The 22,519-nt window shown below is 70.8% G+C and carries 22 protein-coding genes; 16 read left to right on the top strand and 6 right to left on the bottom strand.

The genetic code is table 11. The features are described 5' to 3' along the window. The coding region (locus ACZ5WE_RS23400) for an acyl-CoA carboxylase biotin carboxyl carrier protein subunit (RefSeq protein ID WP_467691826.1) at positions 1 to 497 on the top strand (497 nt) is incomplete at its 5' end. Between the two features lie 165 nt (positions 498 to 662). After that, complete coding sequence (locus ACZ5WE_RS23395) at positions 663 to 1,322, top strand: TetR/AcrR family transcriptional regulator (RefSeq protein ID WP_467691824.1); 660 nt, start codon at positions 663 to 665, stop codon at positions 1,320 to 1,322. Here the strand turns inward: ACZ5WE_RS23395 and ACZ5WE_RS23390 are convergent. After that, positions 1,308 to 2,285, bottom strand: coding sequence for a DeoR/GlpR family DNA-binding transcription regulator (locus tag ACZ5WE_RS23390; protein ID WP_467691823.1), 978 nt, complete (start codon positions 2,283 to 2,285; stop codon positions 1,308 to 1,310). The genes ACZ5WE_RS23395 and ACZ5WE_RS23390 overlap by 15 nt on opposite strands. A gap of 209 nt (positions 2,286 to 2,494) precedes the next feature. Continuing rightward, the gene (locus ACZ5WE_RS23385) at positions 2,495 to 3,943 is read right to left on the bottom strand and encodes an NAD(P)H-quinone dehydrogenase (protein ID WP_467691822.1); all 1,449 of its coding nucleotides are present in this window, start codon (positions 3,941 to 3,943) and stop codon (positions 2,495 to 2,497) included. Between the two features lie 160 nt (positions 3,944 to 4,103). On the opposite strand from ACZ5WE_RS23385, the gene ACZ5WE_RS23380 reads away from it, so the two are divergent. From ACZ5WE_RS23380 to ACZ5WE_RS23365, 4 genes are all read left to right on the top strand, one after another. After that, complete coding sequence (locus tag ACZ5WE_RS23380) at positions 4,104 to 4,541, top strand: gamma-glutamylcyclotransferase family protein (RefSeq protein WP_453641758.1); 438 nt, start codon at positions 4,104 to 4,106, stop codon at positions 4,539 to 4,541. Between the two features lie 134 nt (positions 4,542 to 4,675). Continuing rightward, complete coding sequence (locus ACZ5WE_RS23375) at positions 4,676 to 5,497, top strand: purine-nucleoside phosphorylase (protein WP_467691820.1); 822 nt, start codon at positions 4,676 to 4,678, stop codon at positions 5,495 to 5,497. 780 nt (positions 5,498 to 6,277) lie between these two features. Next, positions 6,278 to 7,921: a phospho-sugar mutase gene (locus tag ACZ5WE_RS23370; RefSeq protein WP_467691856.1), complete on the top strand. Its 1,644-nt coding sequence runs from the start codon at positions 6,278 to 6,280 to the stop codon at positions 7,919 to 7,921. 176 nt (positions 7,922 to 8,097) lie between these two features. Further along, positions 8,098 to 9,342 carry a hypothetical protein gene (locus ACZ5WE_RS23365; RefSeq protein ID WP_467691819.1) on the top strand — a complete coding sequence of 415 codons (1,245 nt, stop codon included), beginning with the start codon at positions 8,098 to 8,100 and terminating at the stop codon, positions 9,340 to 9,342. Positions 9,343 to 9,351: 9 nt separating this feature from the next. On the opposite strand, the gene ACZ5WE_RS23360 is transcribed toward ACZ5WE_RS23365, so the two are convergent. Continuing rightward, a complete protein-coding gene (locus ACZ5WE_RS23360; protein WP_467691818.1) occupies positions 9,352 to 10,002 on the bottom strand; it encodes a PH domain-containing protein in 651 nt (216 codons plus the stop codon). A gap of 134 nt (positions 10,003 to 10,136) precedes the next feature. Here ACZ5WE_RS23360 and deoC point away from each other — a divergent pair, with 134 nt between their 5' ends. The 3 genes from deoC to ACZ5WE_RS23345 are packed head-to-tail and all read left to right on the top strand — an operon-like array spanning position 10,137 to position 13,419. Then, positions 10,137 to 11,093 carry a deoxyribose-phosphate aldolase gene (gene deoC / locus ACZ5WE_RS23355; RefSeq protein WP_467691854.1) on the top strand — a complete coding sequence of 319 codons (957 nt, stop codon included), beginning with the start codon at positions 10,137 to 10,139 and terminating at the stop codon, positions 11,091 to 11,093. Between the two features lie 3 nt (positions 11,094 to 11,096). Next, positions 11,097 to 12,536 (top strand): aldehyde dehydrogenase family protein, encoded by a 1,440-nt coding sequence (locus tag ACZ5WE_RS23350; RefSeq protein WP_467691817.1) that lies wholly within the window; start codon positions 11,097 to 11,099, stop codon positions 12,534 to 12,536. Continuing rightward, complete coding sequence (locus ACZ5WE_RS23345) at positions 12,529 to 13,419, top strand: aldehyde dehydrogenase family protein (protein WP_467691816.1); 891 nt, start codon at positions 12,529 to 12,531, stop codon at positions 13,417 to 13,419. Before ACZ5WE_RS23350 ends, ACZ5WE_RS23345 begins: the two co-directional genes overlap by 8 nt. Before the next feature lie 101 nt (positions 13,420 to 13,520). Here ACZ5WE_RS23345 and ACZ5WE_RS23340 read toward each other — a convergent pair whose 3' ends face one another. Continuing rightward, a complete protein-coding gene (locus ACZ5WE_RS23340; RefSeq protein ID WP_467691814.1) occupies positions 13,521 to 14,258 on the bottom strand; it encodes a TetR/AcrR family transcriptional regulator in 738 nt (245 codons plus the stop codon). 127 nt (positions 14,259 to 14,385) lie between these two features. Here ACZ5WE_RS23340 and ACZ5WE_RS23335 point away from each other — a divergent pair, with 127 nt between their 5' ends. Both ACZ5WE_RS23335 and ACZ5WE_RS23330 read left to right on the top strand, forming a co-directional pair. Beyond that, positions 14,386 to 14,985, top strand: coding sequence for an NADPH-dependent FMN reductase (locus ACZ5WE_RS23335; RefSeq protein ID WP_467691813.1), 600 nt, complete (start codon positions 14,386 to 14,388; stop codon positions 14,983 to 14,985). Positions 14,986 to 15,035: 50 nt separating this feature from the next. After that, positions 15,036 to 16,547: an MDR family MFS transporter gene (locus ACZ5WE_RS23330; protein ID WP_467691811.1), complete on the top strand. Its 1,512-nt coding sequence runs from the start codon at positions 15,036 to 15,038 to the stop codon at positions 16,545 to 16,547. A 12-nt stretch (positions 16,548 to 16,559) separates the two neighbouring features. Here the strand turns inward: ACZ5WE_RS23330 and ACZ5WE_RS23325 are convergent, their stop codons facing one another. After that, positions 16,560 to 16,955, bottom strand: a complete 396-nt coding sequence (locus tag ACZ5WE_RS23325; protein ID WP_467691810.1) for a hypothetical protein — start codon at positions 16,953 to 16,955, stop codon at positions 16,560 to 16,562. A 123-nt stretch (positions 16,956 to 17,078) separates the two neighbouring features. On the opposite strand from ACZ5WE_RS23325, the gene ACZ5WE_RS23320 reads away from it, so the two are divergent. After that, a complete protein-coding gene (locus tag ACZ5WE_RS23320) occupies positions 17,079 to 17,717 on the top strand; it encodes a uridine kinase family protein (RefSeq protein ID WP_467691808.1) in 639 nt (212 codons plus the stop codon). Positions 17,718 to 17,926: 209 nt separating this feature from the next. On the opposite strand, the gene ACZ5WE_RS23315 is transcribed toward ACZ5WE_RS23320, so the two are convergent. Continuing rightward, positions 17,927 to 18,694, bottom strand: a complete 768-nt coding sequence (locus ACZ5WE_RS23315; RefSeq protein WP_467691807.1) for a SigE family RNA polymerase sigma factor — start codon at positions 18,692 to 18,694, stop codon at positions 17,927 to 17,929. 213 nt (positions 18,695 to 18,907) lie between these two features. Between ACZ5WE_RS23315 and afsQ1 the strand changes: the two genes are divergently transcribed. The 4 genes from afsQ1 to ACZ5WE_RS23295 all read left to right on the top strand — a co-directional run bounded on the left by afsQ1 (position 18,908) and on the right by ACZ5WE_RS23295 (position 22,447). After that, the gene (gene afsQ1 / locus ACZ5WE_RS23310) at positions 18,908 to 19,585 is read left to right on the top strand and encodes a two-component system response regulator AfsQ1 (protein WP_030562528.1); all 678 of its coding nucleotides are present in this window, start codon (positions 18,908 to 18,910) and stop codon (positions 19,583 to 19,585) included. Then, positions 19,582 to 21,168, top strand: a complete 1,587-nt coding sequence (locus ACZ5WE_RS23305; RefSeq protein WP_467691805.1) for an ATP-binding protein — start codon at positions 19,582 to 19,584, stop codon at positions 21,166 to 21,168. The genes afsQ1 and ACZ5WE_RS23305 overlap by 4 nt, the downstream gene beginning before the upstream one ends. Beyond that, positions 21,165 to 21,767 carry a hypothetical protein gene (locus tag ACZ5WE_RS23300; protein ID WP_467691803.1) on the top strand — a complete coding sequence of 201 codons (603 nt, stop codon included), beginning with the start codon at positions 21,165 to 21,167 and terminating at the stop codon, positions 21,765 to 21,767. Before ACZ5WE_RS23305 ends, ACZ5WE_RS23300 begins: the two co-directional genes overlap by 4 nt. An 89-nt stretch (positions 21,768 to 21,856) precedes the next feature. Beyond that, a complete protein-coding gene (locus tag ACZ5WE_RS23295) occupies positions 21,857 to 22,447 on the top strand; it encodes a VanZ family protein (RefSeq protein WP_467691802.1) in 591 nt (196 codons plus the stop codon). The last annotated feature ends 72 nt before the right edge of the window (positions 22,448 to 22,519 follow it).

Genomic DNA, 22,519 nt, shown 5'->3' with positions numbered 1-22,519 from the left:
CCGCCTTCGCCCCCGAACTCACCGGCTCCACCGACCCGTTCACGGCCCACACCCGCTGGATCGAAACCGAGTTCGCCAATAACATCCCCGCGTTCTCCGCGACGGCCGACGCCGAGACGGACGAGGAGCCGGGCCGCGAGACGGTGGTCGTCGAGGTCGGCGGCAAGCGTCTTGAGGTCTCGCTCCCCTCCTCGCTGGGCATGACCATCGCCCGCACGGCCGCGGCAGGCGGCGCCCGCCCCAAGCGGCGCGCGGCGAAGAAGTCGGGCCCCGCGGCCTCCGGTGACACCCTGGCGTCCCCCATGCAGGGCACGATCGTCAAGATCGCTGTCGAGGAGGGCCAGGAGGTTCAGGAGGGCGACCTGGTCGTCGTCCTGGAGGCCATGAAGATGGAACAGCCCCTGAACGCGCACCGCTCGGGCACGATCAAGGGCCTCACGGCGGAGGTGGGCGCGAGCCTGACCTCCGGCGCGGTCATCTGCGAGATCAAGGACTGACCCGCAGAGCCATACTCATTTTGCTGGCCGGACTGGAGCATCCAGTCCGGCCAGCAAGGTATTCAGCCCGTCCGGCGTTTGAGGACGAACTCGGCGAAGCCGGTGATGAACGGCACGCACGCTTCGGGCAGACTTGAAGCACGCGTACGTCCAGGGAGGCACGCCATGGCAGAGGCAGCGAGCCCGCAAGAGCGCCCCCGCTCGAAAAGAGCGGACGCGCGCCGCAACTACGACCGGCTCCTCGCGGAGGCCCGCGCCGCCTTCGGGGAACACGGCACAAGCGCCTCGCTGGAAGAAATCGCCCGCCACGCGAACGTGGGCATCGGCACCCTCTACCGCCACTTCCCCAACCGCCACGCCCTGATGAACGCGGTCTTCGAAGAGGCGCTGAGCGACCTCCTGGACCGCTCCCGCGCGCTGCTGGTGGACCCGCAGCCCTGCTCGGCCCTGGTGACCTGGCTCCGCGACATCATCACTCATGCGGGTGAGTACCGCGGGCTCTCCCGCGCCCTCATGTCGGCGTCGCACGACGACAGTTCGGCACTCTCCCAGTGCAGCAGGCCCATGCGTGAGGCGGGCACGGCCCTGCTCGTGCGGGCGCAGCAGGCCGGCGCCGTACGCCCCGGTGTGTCGATCGGCGACCTGCTGCAGCTGACCAACGCGATCGCGTTGGCCGCCGAAGAGACTCCCGACGACCCCGAGTTGGCCGACCGTCTCCTGATGCTGACCCTGCGCGGCCTGAAGCCCGAAGGGTCGGCACCCGAGGCACCCGAGGCGCCCGACGAGTGCGGTGCCGGCCGGACGAGCGGTTCAGCGGCGGCGTAGATCCGCCACTCGCGCGGCCCGCTCCCCGGGCTGCTGCTCCCCGAGCACCGCACTGCGCAGCTGCGACCCGGGCCCTGCCCCATGACCGCCGTGGTTACGGCGCTGCCCCGGCAGTGGCACGTCCCGGCGCGGCTGCCGCGCCGGGACGGAATCCACCCCTGGTCCGGAGCCCGAGCTCGCGCTCCCGCCGGCGACGGCGATCTGCACACCCTGGTCGGCCAGGGCCTGCAGCTCGGTGGCCGCACGGTCGTCGTGCGTGGGCGGCTCGTCCGTGACCAGGCGGGTGATGACGTCCGTCGGCACCGTCTGGAACATCGTGTCGGTGCCGAGCTTGGTGTGGTCCGCGAGGACCACGACCTCGGCCGCCGCCTGGACGAGCGCACGGTCCACGCTCGCCGAGAGCATGTTGGACGTGGAGAGCCCGCGTTCGGCGGTCAGACCACTGCCCGACAGGAAAGCGCGTGAGACCCGAAGGCCCTGCAGGGACTGTTCGGCCCCGCTGCCCACGAGTGCGTAGTTGGACCCGCGCAGGGTGCCGCCGGTCATGACGACCTCGACGCGGTTGGCATGGGCCAAGGCCTGTGCCACCAGGAGGGAGTTGGTGACGACGGTCAGACCGGGTACCCGCGCGAGCCGTCGGGCCAGCTCCTGCGTGGTCGTACCCGCCCCGACGACGATGGCTTCGCCTTCTTCGACGAGTCCCGCCGCGAGATCGGCGATGGCCGTCTTCTCGGCGGTCGCGAGATGTGATTTCTGCGGAAAGCCGGACTCCCGCGTGAATCCGCCCGGCAATACCGCACCGCCATGTCTGCGGTCGAGGAGTCCTTCTGCCTCCAGCGCGCGCACGTCCCGCCGTACGGTCACTTCGGAGGTCTGGACGACGCGGGCGAGCTCCCGGAGCGATACAGCTCCGTTGGCTCGCACCATTTCGAGGATCAATTGGCGACGTTCTGCAGCGAACACGAAACTGACAGTAACCCCAACGACCGTCTGCTTTCAGCAGTTTGCGCCGAATTACAGAAGTTGTTCGCACGGTTGGGCGTGAAGTGGTATACGCGCCTACTCGCCCCGCCTATGCCCGGCGAATGGGCGACAACAGCCCGTGACCTGCGCAGAGTTGATACCCGCGCGAACCCCGATCAGTCGGCGTTCACCCGACGATCGGTCCGCGATCAGGCTTCGCCCGCCGACTTCCGCGTGTGCAGTTGACGCGCGACCTCGGCGATCGAGCCCGAAAGGGATGGATACACGGTGAACGCATTCGCGATCTGCTCGACCGTCAGATTGTTGTCGACCGCGATCGAGATGGGGTGGATCAGTTCCGAAGCGCGCGGCGCGACGACCACACCGCCCACCACGATGCCCGTACCGGGACGGCAGAAGATCTTGACGAAACCGTCGCGGATGCCCTGCATCTTCGCGCGCGGATTGCGAAGCAGCGGCAGCTTGACGACGCGGGCGTCGATCTTCCCGCCGTCGACGTCGGACTGGCTGTAGCCGACGGTCGCGATCTCGGGGTCGGTGAAGACGTTCGACGAGACGGTCTTCAGGTTCAGCGGCGTCACCGCGTCGCCGAGGAAGTGGTACATCGCGATGCGCCCCTGCATGGCGGCGACGGAGGCGAGCGCGAAGATCCCCGTCACGTCACCGGCGGCGTACACACCGGGGGCGGACGTCCTGGACACCTTGTCGGTCCAGATGTGCCCGGAGTCCTTGAGCTTGACCCCGGCCTCCTCCAGGCCCATGCCGCTGCTGTTCGGGATGGCGCCCACGGCCATCAGGCAGTGCGTACCGGAGATGACGCGGCCGTCGTTGAGCGTCACCTCGACGCGGTCGCCCACGCGCTTGGCGGAGGCGGCGCGGGAGCGTGACATGACGTTCATACCGCGGCGGCGGAAGACGTCCTCCAGGACGGCGGCGGCGTCCGGGTCCTCGCCGGGCAGCACGCGGTCGCGGCTGGAGACGAGCGTGACGTTCGACCCGAGCGCCTGATAGGCGCCTGCGAACTCGGCGCCGGTGACACCGGAGCCGACCACGATGAGCTCCTCGGGGAGCTCGTCCAGGTCGTACACCTGGGTCCAGTTCAGGATCCGCTCGCCGTCGGGCAGCGCGTCGGGAACCTCGCGCGGGTGCCCGCCGGTGGCGATCAGCACGGCGTCGGCCACGAGCGTCTCCTCGGTGCCGTCAGCCGCGCGCACGATGACCTTGCGCGAGCCGTCAGTGTCCTGCTGGCCCTCCAGACGGCCACGGCCGCGCAGCACACGGGCGCCGGCGCGCGTGACGGAGGCGGTGATGTCGTGGGACTGCGCGAGCGCGAGGCGCTTCACACGGCGGTTGACCTTGCCGAGGTCGACGCCGACGACGCGCGCGGGAGTATCGATGTGCGGGGTGTCGTCCGCGACGATGATCCCGAGCTCTTCATAGGAAGAGTCGAAGCTGGTCATCACCTCGGCCGTGGCGATCAGAGTCTTGGACGGGACGCAGTCGGTGAGCACCGACGCCCCGCCCAGACCGTCGCAGTCGACGACGGTCACCTCCGCGCCGAGCTGGGCGGCAACGAGTGCCGCCTCGTATCCGCCGGGTCCGCCGCCAATGATCACGATCCGAGTCACGTACTCCATTGTCCCGCACGCTTCAAGGTGCTTCGCCCCGGGGGCGCCATCCGGACGTTCTCCCTACTGGAGGGGCCTGTGCGCACCACTGGAGGGGCCTGTGCGCACCACTGGAGGGGCCTGTGCGCATCGGAGGGACGCACGCGTCACCTGCCGTACCCTCGACCACATGTCGCTCTACGCCGCGTACGCCGGCAATCTGGATCCGCGGCTCATGTCACGCCGCGCCCCGCACTCGCCGCTGCGCCAGACCGGCTGGCTGAACGGCTGGCGGCTGACCTTCGGCGGGGAGCACATGGGGTGGGAGGGCGCGCTCGCCACCCTCGTGGAAGCACCGCGCTCGCAGGTTTTCGTCACCCTCTACGACGTCGCCCCCATGGACGAGGACTCCATGGACCGGTGGGAGGGCGTGGGGCTGGACATCTACCGCAGGATGCGGGTGCGCGTGGACACCCTCGACGGCGAGGAACCCGCTTGGGTGTACGTCCTCAATGGTTACGAGGGCGGCCTGCCGTCCGCGCGCTATCTGGGGGAGCTCGCCGACGCGGCGGAGACCGCGGGGGCGCCGCACGACTATGTGATGGAGCTGCGGAAGCGGCCCTGCTAGGCGCTCGCGGGGTGCCCCGGGGGCGCTCGCGGGATGCTCCGGGGGGCTCTCGTCGGAAACGACAAGACAACGATCCGAATCCCGTGAGCATCGTCATCTACGCGCGTAGGGCGAGAGCGGCTACTCTCGTCCGCGTGAACGCTTCAGTTATTTCGGATGACCAGGGCGACCCCTACGTCGCCGCCGACGCCGCCGCCACGCGTCTGCGTGAGCTGTCGGGCGCCGAGACCCATGACGTAGCCCTTGTGATGGGCTCCGGCTGGGCGCCGGCGGTGGACGCGCTCGGCGAGCCCGACGCCGAGTTCCCCGTCACCGAGCTGCCCGGTTTCCCGATGCCGGCCGTGGAAGGACACGGGGGGCGCATCCGCTCCATCACGATCGGGGAGAAGCGCGCCCTGGTCTTCCTGGGCCGCACCCACTACTACGAGGGCCGTGGCGTCGCCGCCGTCGCGCACGGCGTGCGTACCGCGGTGGCCGCGGGCTGCAAGACGATCGTGCTGACGAACGGCTGTGGCGGTCTGCGCGAGGGCATGCGTCCCGGCCAGCCGGTCCTGATCAGCGATCACCTCAACCTCACGGCCACGTCGCCGATCATCGGGGCGAACTTCGTGGACCTCACGGATCTCTACTCCCCGCGTCTGCGCACCCTCTGCAAGGAGATCGACCCCTCCCTCGAAGAGGGGGTCTACGCGCAGTTCCCCGGCCCGCACTACGAGACTCCGGCGGAGATCCGCATGGCCCGCACGATCGGTGCGGACCTGGTGGGCATGTCGACGGTCCTCGAGGCGATCGCCGCGCGCGAGGCGGGTGCGGAGGTGCTCGGCATCTCCCTGGTCACGAACCTCGCCGCGGGCATGACGGGTGAGCCCCTGAACCACGAAGAGGTTCTTCAGGCAGGCCGTGACAGTGCTACCCGCATGGGCGAGCTGCTGGGCCAGGTCCTGGGCCGTATCTAACGTTCCCCTGGCGGGGGCTTGCTCCTGGCGGGGGCGCCTTGCCTGGCGGGGCGCCTGGGCCGGGGGCTTGCCTTCCCTGCGGGGGCGTCTTGCCGGGCGGGGGCCTTGCCTGGCGGGGCGCCAGGGCCGGGGGCTTGCCTTCCCTGCGGGGGCGTCTTGCCGGGCGGGGGCCCTCCGCTCTGCGGCTTGGCAGCCTGCGGTGACCGCTGCCGCAGGGCTTTCCCACCCGCCCGCCCGATTGCCCGGCGGCAGTGCCCGTTGCCGAACAGGCTCTCCCACCCACCCACCCGATTACCCGGCGGCCCTACTCGTCACCGAACAAGCTCTCCCGCCCACCCACCCGATTGCCCGGCGGTCCTACTCGTCACCGCACGAGCCTTCCCGCCCACCCGCCCGATTGCCCCGGAGCGTCGGGTGGGTGGGGAGGGCCTTTCCGCCGCGGGGTGATCGGGTGGGTGGGCGGGGAGAAATCCGTCGCGAAGCGGCGGGACAGACACGCCCACCGGGCCGCACCAAGCCACCGCCGGACCGGACCGGGCCGGGCCGAGCCGGGCCGCACCAAGCCACCGCCGGACCGGACCGGGCCGGGCCGAGCCGGACCGCACCAAGCCACCGCCGGGGCCGGCCCGGACCGCACCAAGCCACCGCCGGAGGCCGGCCCCCGGCAGCCGCACCCGCCAGGGGCAAGAACGCACCGCAGGGCCGCACCCCGGGTAGGAGTACCGGGAGTAACCGGACGCCCGCAACAGAACCCCGCATACGAGAGGCTGAAGAACCGTGCTGGACGACTCTGAACTCATCGCGCGGGCCCAGGCCTGGCTGGCCGAGGACCCGGACACCGAGACCCGCGAGGAACTCGCGAAGCTCATCGACGCCGAGGACACCGAAGAGCTGACCGCCCGCTTCAGCGGCACCCTCCAGTTCGGCACCGCCGGCCTCCGCGGCGAACTCGGCGCGGGCCCCATGCGCATGAACCGCTCCGTAGTCATCCGCGCGGCAGCAGGCCTCGCCGCGTACCTCAAGGCCGAGGGCCAGACCGACGGCCTGGTGGTCGTCGGCTACGACGCCCGCCACAAGTCGGCGGACTTCGCGCGCGACACGGCCGCCGTCATGACCGGCGCCGGCCTCAGGGCGGCGGTGCTCCCCCGCCCGCTCCCCACCCCCGTACTCGCCTTCGCCATAAGGCACCTCGGCGCCGTCGCGGGAGTGGAGGTGACGGCGAGCCACAATCCCCCGCGCGACAACGGCTACAAGGTCTACCTCGGCGACGGCTCCCAGATCGTCCCGCCCGCCGACGCGGAGATCGCGGCTCAGATCGACGCGGTCCCGAGCCTGCACGACGTGCCCCGCCCCGAGTCCGGCTGGCAGACCCTCGGCGATGACGTCCTCGACGCCTACCTCGCCCGTACCGACGCCGTCCTGTCCGCCGGTTCCCCCCGCACCGCCCGCACCGTCTACACGGCGATGCACGGCGTCGGCAAGGACACCCTCCTCGCGGCGTTCGAGCGGGCGGGGTTCCCCGCCCCCGTACTCGTCGCCGAGCAGGCGGAGCCCGACCCGGACTTCCCGACCGTCGCGTTCCCCAACCCGGAGGAGCCGGGCGCGATGGACCTCTCCTTCGCGAAGGCCCGCGAGGCGGACCCGGACCTGATCATCGCCAACGACCCGGACGCGGACCGCTGCGCCGCGGCGGTCAAGGACGGCCCGGACGACGCCGACTGGCGCATGCTCCGGGGCGATGAGGTCGGCGCGCTCCTGGCGGCCCACCTCGTGCGCCGGGGCGCCCGCGGCACGTTCGCCGAGTCGATCGTCTCCTCGTCCCTGCTCGGCCGGATCGCGCAGAAGGCGGGCCTCGCGTACGAGGAGACCCTCACCGGCTTCAAGTGGATCGCCCGCGTGGAGGGCCTGCGCTACGGCTACGAGGAGGCCCTCGGCTACTGCGTGGACCCCGAAGGCGTACGCGACAAGGACGGCATCACGGCGGCGCTGCTCCTCACCGAGCTCGCGTCCGAGCTGAAGGAGCAGGGGCGCACCCTTCTCGACCTCCTGGACGACCTCGCAGTGGAGCACGGGCTGCACGCCACCGACCAGCTTTCGGTCCGCGTGGAGGACCTCTCCGTGATCGCGGACGCGATGCGCCGGCTGCGCGAGCAGCCGCCGACCGCGCTCGCGGGCCTGCCCGTGACCAGGGCCGAGGACCTCACGCAGGGCACGGACACGCTGCCGCCCACGGACGGTCTGCGCTACACGCTCGACGGGGCCCGCGTCATCGTCCGCCCGAGCGGCACGGAGCCGAAGCTGAAGTGCTACCTGGAGGTGGTGGTCCCGGTGTCGGAGAAGTCCGGCCTGCCCGCCGCCCGCACCGAGGCCGCGGAACTCCTCGCTGCGATCAAGCGCGACCTTTCGGCGGCCGCCGGCATCTAGCCCATGGTCGACGGCTGACAGCCGACAGCTGGTAGCTGACAGCCGAGGCGGACAGCGGCGGGGGGCCACCCGTCCGGGTGGTTCCGCCGGCGCAGCTGCCGCAGCGACCCGGTGCGCTGCCGGTCTCCCAGGAAGGGTGGCCGGCAGCGCACGATCACGTTCCGGGAGCTGCCGCAGTGCCGTACGGACCGACCCCAGAGACCTCCCCCGCCCCGGCGCCCGCCGCCGCACCCCGGATCGTCCCCCCGGCCGGCCGCCCCGGCAGCCCGCCGAGCCGCATCACGGGCCGCAGGGCACGCGCCACCCGCGCCCTGCGCCACGCGTCGCCCGCACTCCTCGCGTACACCGCCGTACGCCTTTTCGGTGCCGTCGTCTTCGCCCTCTGGGCTCGCGGGGAGCACCGGAGCGTCTGGCATCTCCTGGCGGAGTCGTGGGACTGCGACTGGTACCTGAAGATCGCCGACAAGGGTTACGCGAACACCCTGGGCACCCAGGTCGACGCGAACAACCTCGCCTTCTTCCCGCTGCACCCCCTGCTCATCAGGGCGGGCAGCGTGCTCGTCCCGGAGCCGCGCGGTGCCGTGGGGCTCGCGATCGCCGTCATCTGCTCGTTCCTCGCGGCGTGGGGGATCTTCGCGGTGGGCGCCCGTCTGTACGGGCGCAGGGCGGGCGTCCTGCTGGCCGCGCTCTGGGGTTCGCTGCCCATCGGGCTCGTGCAGTGGATGGGCTACACGGAGTCGCTCTTCACGGCACTCACCGCGTGGGCCCTGTACGCCGTGCTCACCGGCCGCTGGATCTGGGCGGGTTCGCTGGCCGCGCTCGCGGGCCTGACCCGGCCGACGGGTGTCGCGCTCGCGGCGGCGGTGTCCCTGACGGCGCTGCTCACGCTGTGGCGCACCCGCCGCGGAGAGGGCGGCGACACCCGCGTACGCACGCTCCTGGGTGCCCTGCTCGCCCCGCTCGGCTGGCTTTCGTACGTCGGCTGGGTGGGCGTTCGACTCGGCCGCTGGGACGGCTACTTCGCCGTGCAGAAGCTGTGGCGCAACGAGTGGGACGGCGGGGTGGCGACCCTGCGGACGATGTACGACCTGCTCGCGGCCCAGCGTCCGCAGCTGTTCCTGATCATGGTGACGGCGACGCTGCTCGCGTCGGCGGCGCTCTTCGTCCTGTCGGTGATCGACCGGCAGCCGCTTCCGCTGCTGGTCTTCACGGGACTGCTGCTCCTGATCGTCCTCGGCAGCAAGGGGGTCTACTTCCCCCGGGCCCGCTTCCTGCTCCCCGGCTTTCCCCTGCTGCTGCCTCTGGCGGCGGCGCTGGCCCGCGCGCGGACGCGGGTCGCCGTGACGGTGATGGTGGCCGCCGCTGTGACGTCGGCGGCGTTCGGGGGCCACATGCTGCTTGCGTGGATGGGGCCGCCGTGAGCGAGGCCCCTAGGCGACGGCCAGAAGTACCGCGAGCAGCACCGCCCCGGCCACGGCCGGCGCGAGGATCTCGTAGCCCCAGCGGACCACGGGCTCACCCTGCGCGGACTGGGCGCCGGCACGCTGCTCGGACAGGTCGCGCAGGTCGTCCATGATCTGGTCACCGGCGGCGCGCTGGGACGACGCCTGACCGGGCCGCATCGAAGCACGCAGACCCGGGCCGCCGACGCTCGGATCACCGGCGGCCACCCCCTGCGACTTCCTCCGCGCGGCCTTCTTGCGGCCCCGCAGGGAGACCGGGATGGCCCAGAGCTGGTACTTGGTGCCGGACTGCGTGAAGACCTCGTTCGAGTACCCGGAGCGCAGCCCCGAGACGGAAGCCCACGGCAGCGTGATCGTGCGGAAGGGGTTCCGGATGCGCAGCCGGTCGTCGTTGGCGTACACGGCGGGGCGCACGGTGAAGGCGACGACGAGCGGGACCGCCAGGAGCAGCCCGGCGAGGGCGAGCCACGGGGTGCTGCCCTCCCCCCGGATCATCGCGTCGATGCCGAGCCAGCCGCCGAGGGCGAGCAGCAGGACGCCTCCGGCGATACCGCCGGACGAGCGGAAGGTCCGATCCTTGTACTCGGGCTCCGCCACGGGGTGCTGGGGGTCGGTCATACCCCTGATTCTGCCTGAGGCCCCCCGCAGGACCCCCGCGGGGACGCCCGCGGGGACGCCCGCCCGCCGGATTACCCCGGAGTGACCCACCCCTGTACAGCCGCTACGCGCGTAGATATGCTCCCCTCGTGACCATGCCCACTGCACCCGCAACAGCACACGCACTCGCCGACGCCACCGCGTCGGCCGGCACGCTGCGCCGCTTCCTCCACGGGCTGCCCGGCGTCGACACGGTCGGCCTCGAAGCGCGCGCCGCGGCCCTCGGCACCCGTTCGATCAAGAGCACGGCGAAGGCGTACGCCATCGATCTCGCCATCTCGATGATCGACCTGACGACGCTGGAGGGCGCCGACACCCCGGGCAAGGTCCGGGCGCTCGGCGCGAAGGCCGTGAACCCGGACCCGACCGACCGCGGCACCCCGAAGACCGCCGCGGTCTGCGTCTATCCGGACATGGTGGCCACCGCCAAGGAAGCCGTCGGCGACAGCGGGGTCAAGGTCGCCTCCGTCGCGACCGCCTTCCCCGCGGGCCGCGCCGCCATCGACGTGAAGCTCGGCGACGTCCGCGAGGCCGTCGCGGCGGGTGCCGACGAGATCGACATGGTCATCGACCGCGGCGCCTTCCTGTCGGGCGACTACATGACGGTGTTCGAGCAGATCCGCGCCGTGAAGGAAGCCTCCGGCGAGGCCCGGCTCAAGGTCATCTTCGAGACCGGCGAGCTGTCCACGTACGACAACATCCGCCGTGCCTCCTGGATCGGCATGCTCGCGGGCGCGGACTTCATCAAGACCTCGACCGGCAAGGTCGGCGTCAACGCCACCCCCGCCAACACCCTCCTGATGCTGGAAGCCGTGCGCGACTTCCGCGAGCAGACCGGCGTACAGATCGGGGTGAAGCCCGCGGGCGGCATCCGCACCTCCAAGGACGCGATCAAGTTCCTCGTCCTGGTGAACGAGACCGCGGGTGAGGACTGGCTGGACAACCACTGGTTCCGCTTCGGCGCCTCATCGCTCCTCAACGACCTGCTGATGCAGCGCCAGAAGCTGGCCACGGGCCGCTACTCCGGCCCCGACTACGTGACGGTGGACTGACCCATGACTTCCACACGCTTTGAGTACGCCCCCGCGCCGGAGTCCCGCTCCGTCGTCGACATCGCGCCGTCGTACGGCCTGTTCATCGACGGCGAGTTCGTGGAGGCGGCGGACGGCAAGGTCTTCAAGACCGTCTCGCCCTCCACCGAGGAGGTCCTCTCCGAGGTCGCGCAGGCATCCTCCGAAGACGTCGACCGCGCGGTGAAGGCGGCCCGCAGGGCCTTCGAGAAGTGGTCGGCCCTTCCGGGCGCCGAGCGCGCCAAGTACCTCTTCCGTATCGCGCGGATCATCCAGGAGCGCAGCCGTGAACTGGCCGTCCTGGAGACCCTCGACAACGGAAAGCCCATCAAGGAGACGCGCGACGCGGACCTCCCCCTGGTCGCCGCGCACTTCTTCTACTACGCGGGCTGGGCCGACAAGCTCGACCACGCCGGGTACGGCGCGGACCCGAAGCCGCTCGGTGTCGCGGGCCAGGTCATCCCCTGGAACTTCCCGCTCCTGATGCTCGCGTGGAAGATCGCCCCGGCGCTCGCGACGGGCAACACGGTCGTCCTGAAGCCCGCCGAGACCACGCCCCTGAGCGCCCTGTTCTTCGCGGACATCTGCCGCCAGGCGGGCCTGCCCAAGGGCGTCGTCAACATCCTTCCCGGGTACGGCGACGCGGGCGCGGCCCTCACCGCCCACCCGGACGTGAACAAGGTCGCCTTCACCGGCTCGACGGCCGTCGGCAAGGCCATCGCGCGCCAGGTCGCGGGCACGGACAAGAAGGTCACGCTCGAACTGGGCGGCAAGGGCGCGAACATCGTCTTCGACGACGCCCCCATCGACCAGGCCGTCGAGGGCATCGTCACCGGCATCTTCTTCAACCAGGGCCAGGTCTGCTGCGCGGGCTCGCGCCTCCTCGTACAGGAGTCGGTCAGGGACGAGGTGCTCGACGCGCTCAAGCGGCGGCTGACCACCCTGCGCCTCGGTGACCCGCTGGACAAGAACACGGACATCGGGGCGATCAACTCCGCCGAGCAGCTCGCCCGGATCAAGGCCCTGGCCGAGACGGGCGAGGCGGAGGGCGCCGAGCGCTGGTCCGCCCCGTGCGAACTGCCCTCGTCCGGCTACTGGTTCGCGCCGACGCTCTTCACGAACGTCACGCAGGCGCACACCGTCGCGCGCGACGAGATCTTCGGCCCGGTGCTCTCGGTGCTGACCTTCCGCACGCCGGAAGAGGCCGTCGCCAAGGCCAACAACACCCAGTACGGCCTCTCCGCCGGCATCTGGACCGAGAAGGGCTCCCGCATCCTCGCGGTCGCCGACCGCCTTCGGGCGGGCGTCATCTGGGCCAACACGTTCAACAAGTTCGACCCGACCTCGCCCTTCGGCGGCTACAAGGAATCGGGTTACGGCCGCGAGGGCGGCCGCCACGGCCTGGAGGCTTACCTCGATGTCTGAGCAGCGTTTGAGCGTCTTCAAGACCTACAAGCTGTACGTCGGGGGCAAGTTCCCCCGCAGCGAGAGCGGCCGGGTGTACGAGGTGTCGGACTCAAAGAACAAGTGGCTGGCCAACGCCCCGCTCTCGTCCCGCAAGGACGCCCGTGACGCCGTCGTGGCCGCACGCAAGGCGCAGGGCGGCTGGGCGGGCAGGACGGCCTACCTGCGCGGCCAGATCCTCTACCGCGTCGCGGAGATGCTGGAGGGCCGCAAGGAGCAGTTCGTCCGCGAGGTCGCCGAGGCGGAGGGCCTGTCGAAGGCCAAGGCCGCCGCCGTGGTGGACGCGGCGATCGACCGCTGGGTCTGGTACGCGGGCTGGACCGACAAGATCGCCCAGATCGTGGGCGGCGGAAACCCGGTCGCGGGCCCGTTCTTCAACCTCTCCTCGCCGGAGCCGACGGGCGTGGTGACGGTCGTCGCCCCGCAGAAGTCGTCGTTCCTGGGCCTGGTGTCCGTCATCGCCCCGGTGATCGCGACGGGCAACACGGCCGTGGTGATCGCCAGCGAGGACTCCCCGCTGCCCGCGCTCTCGCTCGGCGAGGTGCTCGCCACGTCCGACCTGCCGGGCGGCGTCGTGAACATCCTGTCCGGCCGGACGGCGGAGATCACCCCGTCGCTCGCCGCGCACCAGGACGTGAACGCGATCGACCTCGCGGGGGTCGAGGACGACGTACTGGCCAAGGAGCTCGAGGTCGCCGCGGCGGACAACCTCAAGCGCGTCGTCCGTCCACAGCCTGTGGACTGGTCGGCGGATCCGGGCACGCACCGCCTGACGGCCTTCCTGGAGACCAAGACCGTCTGGCACCCCACGGGTTCACTGGGCGCGTCCGGCTCCTCGTACTGAGACCGCCCGGCGCCCTTGAGGCCATCTGAGACCACTGCGCACGCGAAGCCCCGGCCCTCCTCCGTCCAGGAGGGCCGGGGCTTCGCCTTTCACCGGCTCGGTCAGATGCCGAGCCGTGCCGCGATGCCGTCAAGGACGCAGTCGAGGCCCGTCTCGAACGTCCAGGTGGCGTCGTCCTTGCGGCGCGACCGCAGACCGTAGCGCCGGTAGGTGGGGTAGCGGCCGGTGTCCATGAGGTACGTCATCTGCGGCGCGAGGCCCATCCGGGTCTCGGCGCCGGACGACCAGCCCTCCGACTCCGTCCAGTCCCGCAGGGCCACTTCGGACGAGGCCGCGCCGTGCGCGAAGGAGCTGACCGTGCGGAAGGCCATCATCATGGCGTCCTCGTCGAGGCCAAGGCCGTCAAGGGCCGCCAACTGCCGCTCGGCGATGGCCATCCGACCCGGCGTGAGCACGAAGAGGGCCGTGGGCAGCTGACCCACCCACGGGTGGCGCAGCATCATCTCCCGGGTCAGCAGGGCGAAGGCCCGCAGCACCTCACGCCATTCGGTCAGCTCCTCGGGAATCCGGTGCTCGGCCGCCACCCGCTCGGCCATCAGCGCCCACAGGTCGTCCTTGCCCGAGACATGCCGGTACGCCGCCATGGGCGCGACCCCCAGCTCCGTGGCGAGCCGTCGCATGGTGACCGCGGCGAACCCCTCGGCGTCGGCGACCTCCACCGCGACGGCCCCGATGCGCTCCAGGGACAGCGAGGCGCGGGGCGCCGTCGGCTGCTCCAAGCGCTCCCAGAGCGACTTGTCCGGCACCGTCGACTTGCCGTCCTTCTTCTGGCCAGCCACAGCGGGGCTCCTCTCGTCAGGACGTGAGCGTACAACGTATCCCCCAGTAGACGCTGTACACACCGACGTGTACGTTGTACGCGTCCAGATACGCCGTACACATCCCAGTGTTCCCAGGAGGTCCCCCATGACCAGCAGCGACACCCAGCCCCTCCGCGTGGCCGTCCTCGTCGGCAGCACCCGCGAGGGCCGGTTCGCCCCCGTCGTCACCCAGTGGCTGACCGGACACCTCGCCCAGCGCGACGACCTGACCGCCGACGTCGTCGACCTCTCCGAGACCCCGCTGCCCACCGTCTTCCCCGCCTTCGGACAGCCGCCCGCACCCGGCACCGAGGAGGCACTCGCCCTGGTCTCCCCGCGCCTCGCGGCAGCCGACGCGTTCATCTTCGTCACGCCCGAGTACAACCACAGCTTCCCGGCGTCCCTGAAGAACGCCATCGACTGGCACAACGAGCAGTGGCACGCGAAGCCGATCGGCTTCGTCTCCTACGGCGGCCTGTCGGGCGGCCTGCGCGCGGTGGAGCAACTCCGCGTCGTCATGGCCGAGTTGAACGCCACGACCATCCGCAACACGGTCAGCTTCCACAACGCCTGGGGCCGGTTCGGCGAGGACGGCGCCGTCGACGATCCCCAGGTCGACACGGCGGCCAAGGCGCTGCTCGACCAGCTGACCTGGTGGGCGCACGCACTGCGCGACGCCAAATCGGTACGCCCGTACGCCGCCTGACGTTCCATCACGCTAGCCGGACGCCGCTTCACGCTTCCTGAGGGGGAACCATGAGTCAACGTACGGAAGAGACGAGCATCCCGGACACGCCGGGCACCGAACAGCCGCCCGCCGAGTCGGGCGGCCCGTCCAAGCTCGTCCTCTTCGGGCTACTGCTCGGCCTGATGCTCGGTCTGCTCGACGGCACGATCGTCGGGACCGCCCTGCCCACGATCGTCGGCGACCTCGGCGGCCTCGACCACCTCTCCTGGGTGGTGACCGCCTATCTCCTGACCGCCTCCGTCTCCACTCCCATCTGGGGCAAGCTCGGCGACCTGTACGGACGCAAGGGCAGCTTCATCTGGTCGATCACGGTGTTCCTCGCCGGCTCCGTGCTCTCCGGACTCGCCCAGGACATGGGGCAGCTCATCGCCTTCCGCGCCGTCCAGGGGCTCGGCGCCGGGGGTCTCATGGTCGGCGCCATCTCGATCATCGGCGTCATGCTGCCGCCCTCGCAGGCGGGCCGCTCGCAGTCGATGGTCGGCGCGATGATGCCCGTCGCGCTGGTCGGCGGACCCTTGCTCGGCGGCTTCCTCACCGACCAGCTCGACTGGCGCTGGGTCTTCTACGTCAACGTGCCCGTCGGCGCGATCGCGCTGCTCGTCGTCGCCCTCCGCCTGCACCTGCCCGGCGAGCGGATCACCGCACGGATCGACTGCGCGGGGGCCGCGCTGCTCTCCGCGGGCATCCTGTCCCTGACGCTGCTCGGCAGTTGGGGCGGTACGACGTACGACTGGACGTCACCGCAGGTCCTCGGACTCGGGGCGCTGGGCACCGGTGCCCTGGTCTGGTTCGCCCGGGTCGAGCGGCGGGTCCCCGAGCCGATCATCCCGCCCCGGCTCTTCACCGACCGCAACTTCACGCTCGCCCAGGTCCTCGCCTTCCTGGTGGGAGCGGCCATGCTCGGGGCGTCCGCCTATCTGCCGCAGTACATGCAGTTCGTACGCGGAGCGTCATCGACGGCCAGCGGCATGCTGCTGCTTCCGCTGATGGCGGGGATGTTCGGTGCGCAACTCCTGCTGGGGAAGGCCACATCCAACGGCGGCGGCTACCGCACCTACTCGATCATCGGCGGCGCGCTGACGGCCACGGGCGGGCTCGCGCTCCTGGCGATCGGCGCGGACACCCCGACAGCGGTGACCTCCGCACTGACGCTCGTGCTCGGAGCCGGCATGGGCTTCCTGATGCAGAGCACTCTGCTGATCACCATCAACAGCGCGGAGCCACGCGACATGGGCGCGGCCACCGGCACCGCCACCCTCCTGCGGACCATCGGCGGCTCGCTCGGGGTGGCCGTGCTCGGCGCGGTCTACTCCAGCCGGGTCACGGCAGCAGGGATGCCCGAGGGCGGCATGACGTGGACGCCTGAAGCGGTGCGGGAGATGCCGCAGGGGGTGCGGGACGCGGTGCGGACGTCGGTCGCCAGCGGGCTGCACGGCGTGGCCCTGGGAGCCGCGCTGCTTGGGGCCGTGGCGTTCGCGGTGGCCTGGCTGGTGCGGGAGGTTCCGCTGCGGAAGGGCTGACGCTCCGGCGGGCTAGCCGGGCAGCAGCCCCGTGGCCTGGCCCACCAGCGGCAGGTCGCTCAGCGATCCGCCCCGCGTCAGAGGGGCGGTCACCGGCGCCGTCGAGATCGGCTTGAAGTCCGCGATCTGGGTGCCAAGGGCGTTGTCCATAGGGTCGGAGCCCGTGCCCGCAAGCGGGTTGAGCTTCAGCTCCTTGGTCGGCCCGAGCCCACCCGCGGTGACCTCCTGCACCGCCCGGAGCACCCCCGCACCGGCTGCCGGCAGATTCTCGGACTCCGGGGGCGTTGACGCGGCGTTCGCCGTCGCCGCGCCGCCGATGCCGAGCGCGGTTCCCGCGACGGTGACCGTGAGGCCCGCGCGCAGCAGGGCGCGGGAGAGGTGCTTGGAGGCTGATGCGTGCCGTGCCATGGGTACCGCCCATATCGTTTTGAGTAATCAGATGCGCACGTAGCGTAGTTGAGGTGCGATGCCGGTACCAAAGCCCTACCCGTCGGGTCGCCTGGGCGGCTCAATACAGCACACTGGTCTCTCGTGAGTTCCCATCCCCCGATACCCGCCCGAGTCGTGCTGCTCGCCGGTCCCTCGGGCTCAGGCAAGTCGTCGTTCGCCGTCCGCTCCGGGCTGCCCGTCCTGTGCCTCGACGACTTCTACAAGGAGGGTGACGATCCGACACTGCCGCAGGTCCCCGGCAGCCCGGACATCGACTGGGACTCCCCCGCCTCCTGGGACACCGATGTCGCCGTCGCCGCCATCGAGCAGCTGTGCCGTACGGGACGTACCCGCGTCCCCGTCTACGACCTCGCCACCAGCTCGCGTACGGGCGAGACGGCGATGGACATCGAACGCACGCCCCTCTTCATCGCGGAGGGGATCTTCGCGGCGGACATCGTGGAGCGGTGCCGGGAGATCGGCGTGCTCGCCGACGCGATCTGCCTCCGGGGACGGCCGTCCACCACCTTCCGGCGGCGGCTCCTGCGGGACCTGCGCGAGGGGCGCAAGTCCGTGGCGTTCCTGCTGCGGCGCGGCTGGCGGCTGATGCGGGCCGAGCGCGCGATCGTCGCCCGGCAGACCGCGCTCGGCGCTCACCCCTGCGGGAAGGACGAAGCCCTGGGGCGGCTCGCGGCCGCTGCCGCCGGCCGGTGCGCGAAGGCGCGCGCCGAAGCCGCGTAACTCCGCACGGACACAACGACGGACAGCGCGGCGGAAGCCGCACGCACACAGGCGCAAGCCGCACGCACACAGCAGAAGGACCGGAAAGACCCCCCGGCCTTCCGGTCCCGCCACTTGATTCCCCCGTGGATCCCCCGCGATCCCCGTTTTCCCCCGTGTCCCCCTTGCTACCGCCGCCTCCCCCCGGGAGCGGCGGCCCCCCGTCATCCCTAGGCGACCAACTCGCCGAAGGACTCCTCCTGGTCACGGCCGAAGCTGAGGACCTCGTCCTCGCGCAGCCGGCGCAGGGAGCGCCAGATGCTGGATTTCACCGTGCCCACGCTGATGTCGAGGATGTCCGCGATCTCGGGGTCCGTGCGGCCCTCGTAGTAACGAAGGACCAGCATCGTCCGCTGCAGTTCGGGGAGGCGGGCCAGGGCCTGCCAGAGAACCGCGCGGAGTTCGGTGCCACGCATCGCGTCCGTGTCGCCCGCCGTCTCCGGCAGCTCCTCGGTCGGGTATTCGTTGAGCTTGCGGCGCCGCCAGGCGCTGATGTGCAGGTTGGTCATGGTGCGGCGGAGGTATCCGCCGACCGCGGCCTTGTCGCTGATCCTGTCCCAGGCCCGGTACGTCGAGAAGAGGGCGCTCTGGAGCAGGTCCTCGGCCTCGAAACGGTCACCGGTCAGGTGATAGGCGGTTGCGTACAGGGAGGCACGACGCTCCTGGACGTAGGCGGTGAACTCCGCCTCCGAGACCGAAGTGCGCTCCCCCGTGTCCTCCCTGTACGCGGCTCCCCCGTGAGCCCCCCCATCGTCTCCGCGGGTCTCCCCCCGGAACGCGTCAACCACCGTCATGTACGCGGCGTGCTGACGCCCGGTGCCGCGAGCGCACCCCCGCCCGCTCACGGCACCGGACTTCTCGTGCCTCTCGGCAGGTCGGATCACGTCGTGGAGACGCGTGATTACTGCGCTTGAGCTGGTGCTGTGCAGTGTGTTCATCTCGCGCCCCCCGTCGGTGGTGTCCGGCTTTCTCCGTGTGACCAGAACTCTGCCGGACCCACTTCATGACGGTGTCCGCCGACTGTCACAGGCCTGCAACAGCCCTTCCAACTGTGAAGAGGACGTGTGGGTGGGGGTTCCTCGCAGCCCATTAAGGGCCCGGGGAACTCCAACAGTCGAACTGTGGCCGTGCCATGGGACAGAATGACGTCCGTGCCTTCCCTGTTGCTGATCGAGGACGACGACGCCATCCGTACGGCCCTTGAGCTTTCGCTCACCCGCCAAGGGCATCGGGTGGCTACTGCTGCCACCGGCGAGGACGGCCTGAAACTGCTCAGTGAGCAGCGGCCGGACCTGATCGTGCTGGATGTGATGCTGCCGGGCATCGACGGGTTCGAGGTGTGCCGTCGCATCCGGCGCACCGACCAGCTGCCGATCATCCTGCTGACCGCGCGCAGTGATGACATCGACGTGGTCGTCGGGCTCGAGTCCGGTGCCGACGACTATGTCGTGAAACCCGTGCAGGGACGGGTGCTCGACGCCCGTATCCGCGCCGTCCTTCGCCGCGGTGAGCGCGAGGCCAATGACGCGGCGACGTTCGGTTCGCTCGTCATCGACCGCGCCGCGATGACCGTCACGAAGAACGGCGAGGACCTGCAGCTCACGCCGACCGAGCTGCGGCTGCTCCTCGAACTGAGCCGCAGGCCCGGGCAGGCGCTGTCGCGGCAGCAGCTGCTGCGTCTGGTGTGGGAGCACGACTACCTCGGTGACTCCCGGCTCGTCGACGCCTGTGTGCAGCGCCTGCGCGCGAAGGTCGAGGACGTGCCGTCCTCGCCGACGCTGATCCGTACGGTGCGTGGAGTCGGCTACCGGCTGGACACGCCTCAGTGACCAAACCGCAGGACAAGCTCCGCGGTTGGGCCGCGGCGCGCAAGGCGATACTGGCGGGGCTGCGCTTCACGAGCCTCAGGCTCCGGCTTGTCGTGGTGTTCGGTCTGGTGGCGCTCACCGCCGCCGTGACCGCTTCCGGAATCGCCTACTGGCTGAACCGCGAGGCGGTCCTGACGCGCGCGCAGGACGCGGCCCTGAAGGACTTCCAGCAGGAGATGCAGACCCGCGCCGGCGCTCTGCCGCCCAATCCGACCCAGGACGAACTGCAGCAGGCCGCCGGGACCATGGCCAACAGCAGCCAGCGCTACAGCGTGCTCCTGATCGGGGAGAACACCGACGGTGACACGATCGTCGGCTACTCCGACCTGGACGCCTTCACGCTCGCCGACGTGCCGGGGTCGCTGCGCAAGACGGTGAACAAGGAGCAGCCGCTCACCTCCAGCAACAAGAGCCCGTATCACCTGTACTGGCAGCGGACCGTCGACAACGGCACCCCGTATCTCGTCGGCGGCGCCAAGGTCATCGGCGGCGGGCCGACCGGCTACATGCTCAAGTCCCTGGAGCCGGAGGCGAAGGACCTGAGCTCACTCGGCTGGTCGCTCGCCATCGCCACGGGGCTCGCGCTCATCGGTTCCGCGCTGCTCGCGCAGGCCGCGGCGACCACCGTGCTCAAGCCGGTGCACCGGCTCGGCGTGGCCGCGCGGCGGCTCGGCGAGGGCAAGCTGGACACGCGCCTTCGGGTGTCGGGCACGGATGAACTGGCCGATCTGTCACGGACGTTCAACCGCACCGCGGAGAGCCTGGAGAAGAAGGTCGACGACATGAGCGCCCGTGACGAGGCTTCGCGGCGCTTCGTCGCCGACATGTCGCACGAGCTGCGTACGCCGCTGACCGCGATCACCGCGGTGACGGAGGTGCTCGAAGAGGAGCTCGACGCGGAGACCGGCAGCGTCGACCCGATGATCGAGCCCGCCGTACGTCTGGTGGTCAGCGAGACCCGCCGGCTCAACGACCTGGTGGAGAACCTGATGGAGGTCACCCGCTTCGACGCGGGCACGGCAAGGCTCGTCCTGGACCACGTCGACATCGCCGACCAGATCACGGCCTGCATCGACGCCCGTGCCTGGCTCGACGCGGTCGAGCTGGACGCCGAGCGCGGCATCATGGTGCGGCTCGACCCGCGCCGGCTGGACGTCATCCTGGCGAACCTCATCGGCAACGCGCTCAAGCACGGCGGCTCCCCGGTGCAGGTCTCCGTGCGGCTCGCGGGCGAGAAGCTCGTCATCGCGGTGCGTGACGGAGGCCCCGGCATCCCCGAGGACGTACTGCCGCACGTCTTCGACCGCTTCTACAAGGCGAGCGCGTCCAGGCCGCGTTCGGAGGGCAGCGGGCTCGGGCTCTCCATCGCCCTGGAGAACGCCCACATCCACGGCGGGGAGATCACCGCCGCGAACTCGCCCAAGGGTGGGGCGGTGTTCACGCTGTGGCTGCCGCGCGATCCGTCGGCGCTGCTGCCCGCGGACGAGACGCAGGACGGCACGGACGGCGACGACGACGCCGCCGCCGAGGGAGAGAAGCGATGAACCGCCGACGGCTGCGTGCCGCGCTGCTCGCCACCGCGCTGACCGCGACCCTCGCGGGCTGCGGGATCCGCTCCACGGAGGTTCCGACGGACTTCGGACCCGGACCTTCCCGGGTGCCCTGCGTGATGTCCGGGTCGAGCATCGCGTCGCAGTCGACCACTGGGGTCCCGGTGCAGGTCTTCCTGGTGTGCGCGGCGCAGCTGGTGACCGTCGACCGATCGGTGCGGATCCCCACCGAGAAGGCGACGACGGACCGGGTCCGCATCGCGCAGGCCCTCCTCGACGAGCTGTCGCACGCGCCGTCGGCCCCGGAGAAGCAGGCGGGCTTCGCCACGGACGTACGCGGCGGCACGGTCGTCAGCGGCCCCGGAGAGGGGGACCCCGAGGACGCGCTGCGGTTCAGCACTTTGCCTGAGGACCTGTCGGCGTTCGCACTCGCCCAGGTTGTTTGCACGTTCGCGGACAGCGCGGCGGCGGGCGACGACCGCGAGGTCATCATGGGCGGCCCCGGCGACGCCCCGCTGCGCCGCTACGAATGCACCCCGGCCGTCCGCCAGCGCCCCGGGACGGTGGCCCCGCCCACGGAGACGGTGAAGTAGCCGAGACGGTGAAGCAGCCGAGACGGGTGAAGCAGCCGTTCAGGACAGTCACGGTGTGCGATCAGGACAGTGCCGCGCACCGGGAGTGAATGCGCGGAACCGATCCTGCCGCTCGGCGCGTCTTGGGTGGCGTGCGTCAAGGCTCGGGCGGCCACGGGGCCGCCATCCGCTTCCGTGCGACAGGAGGATTCCTCCTCGTCGCGCATCTTCTGCTCGTCGGATGGTTCACGCTGCGTCCACTGGACGTGCCCTGGGTCAGCGCGGCGAACCTCCAGCCGTTCGCCGGCATCAAGGCGGATCTGGCGCTCGGTCCCGCGCAGGCCGCCCGGCAGATAGGCGGCAGTCTGCTGCTCCTGGCCCCGCTCGGCGTGCTGCTTCCGCTCGCCGGTGGGCGGGTCCATGTGTCGCCGCTGGGTTCGCTTGTGCGGACGGTCGCGGCGGGCGCACTGATCTCGCTCGGCATCGAACTGCTGCAGACCGGCGTCCCCGGTCAGGTCGTCGACGTCGACTCGCTGTTCCTGAACACCGTGGGCGTGGCCCTCGCGCATATCGCCCTGGTGCCGGCGATCAGGGCAAGGCTGCGCCGCCGTACTGACGTGGAGCATCGCGCGGCCCTCCTGCGGGAGGACGCTTCTCAGGGGTCGACCCCGACGATTCCCAGGGTCGGTATCGCCCCATAGAGCGACGCTTTGCCCGCTTCGTGAACGTAGCTTTGAGTCATCGGGGTACACGCCCCGGACCTCATACCGACG

It is taken from the genome of Streptomyces sp. NPDC033180, from assembly GCF_055577645.1.
Note: the sequence above shows the minus strand (reverse complement) of the source record. Positions and strands in the feature narration are given on the sequence as shown.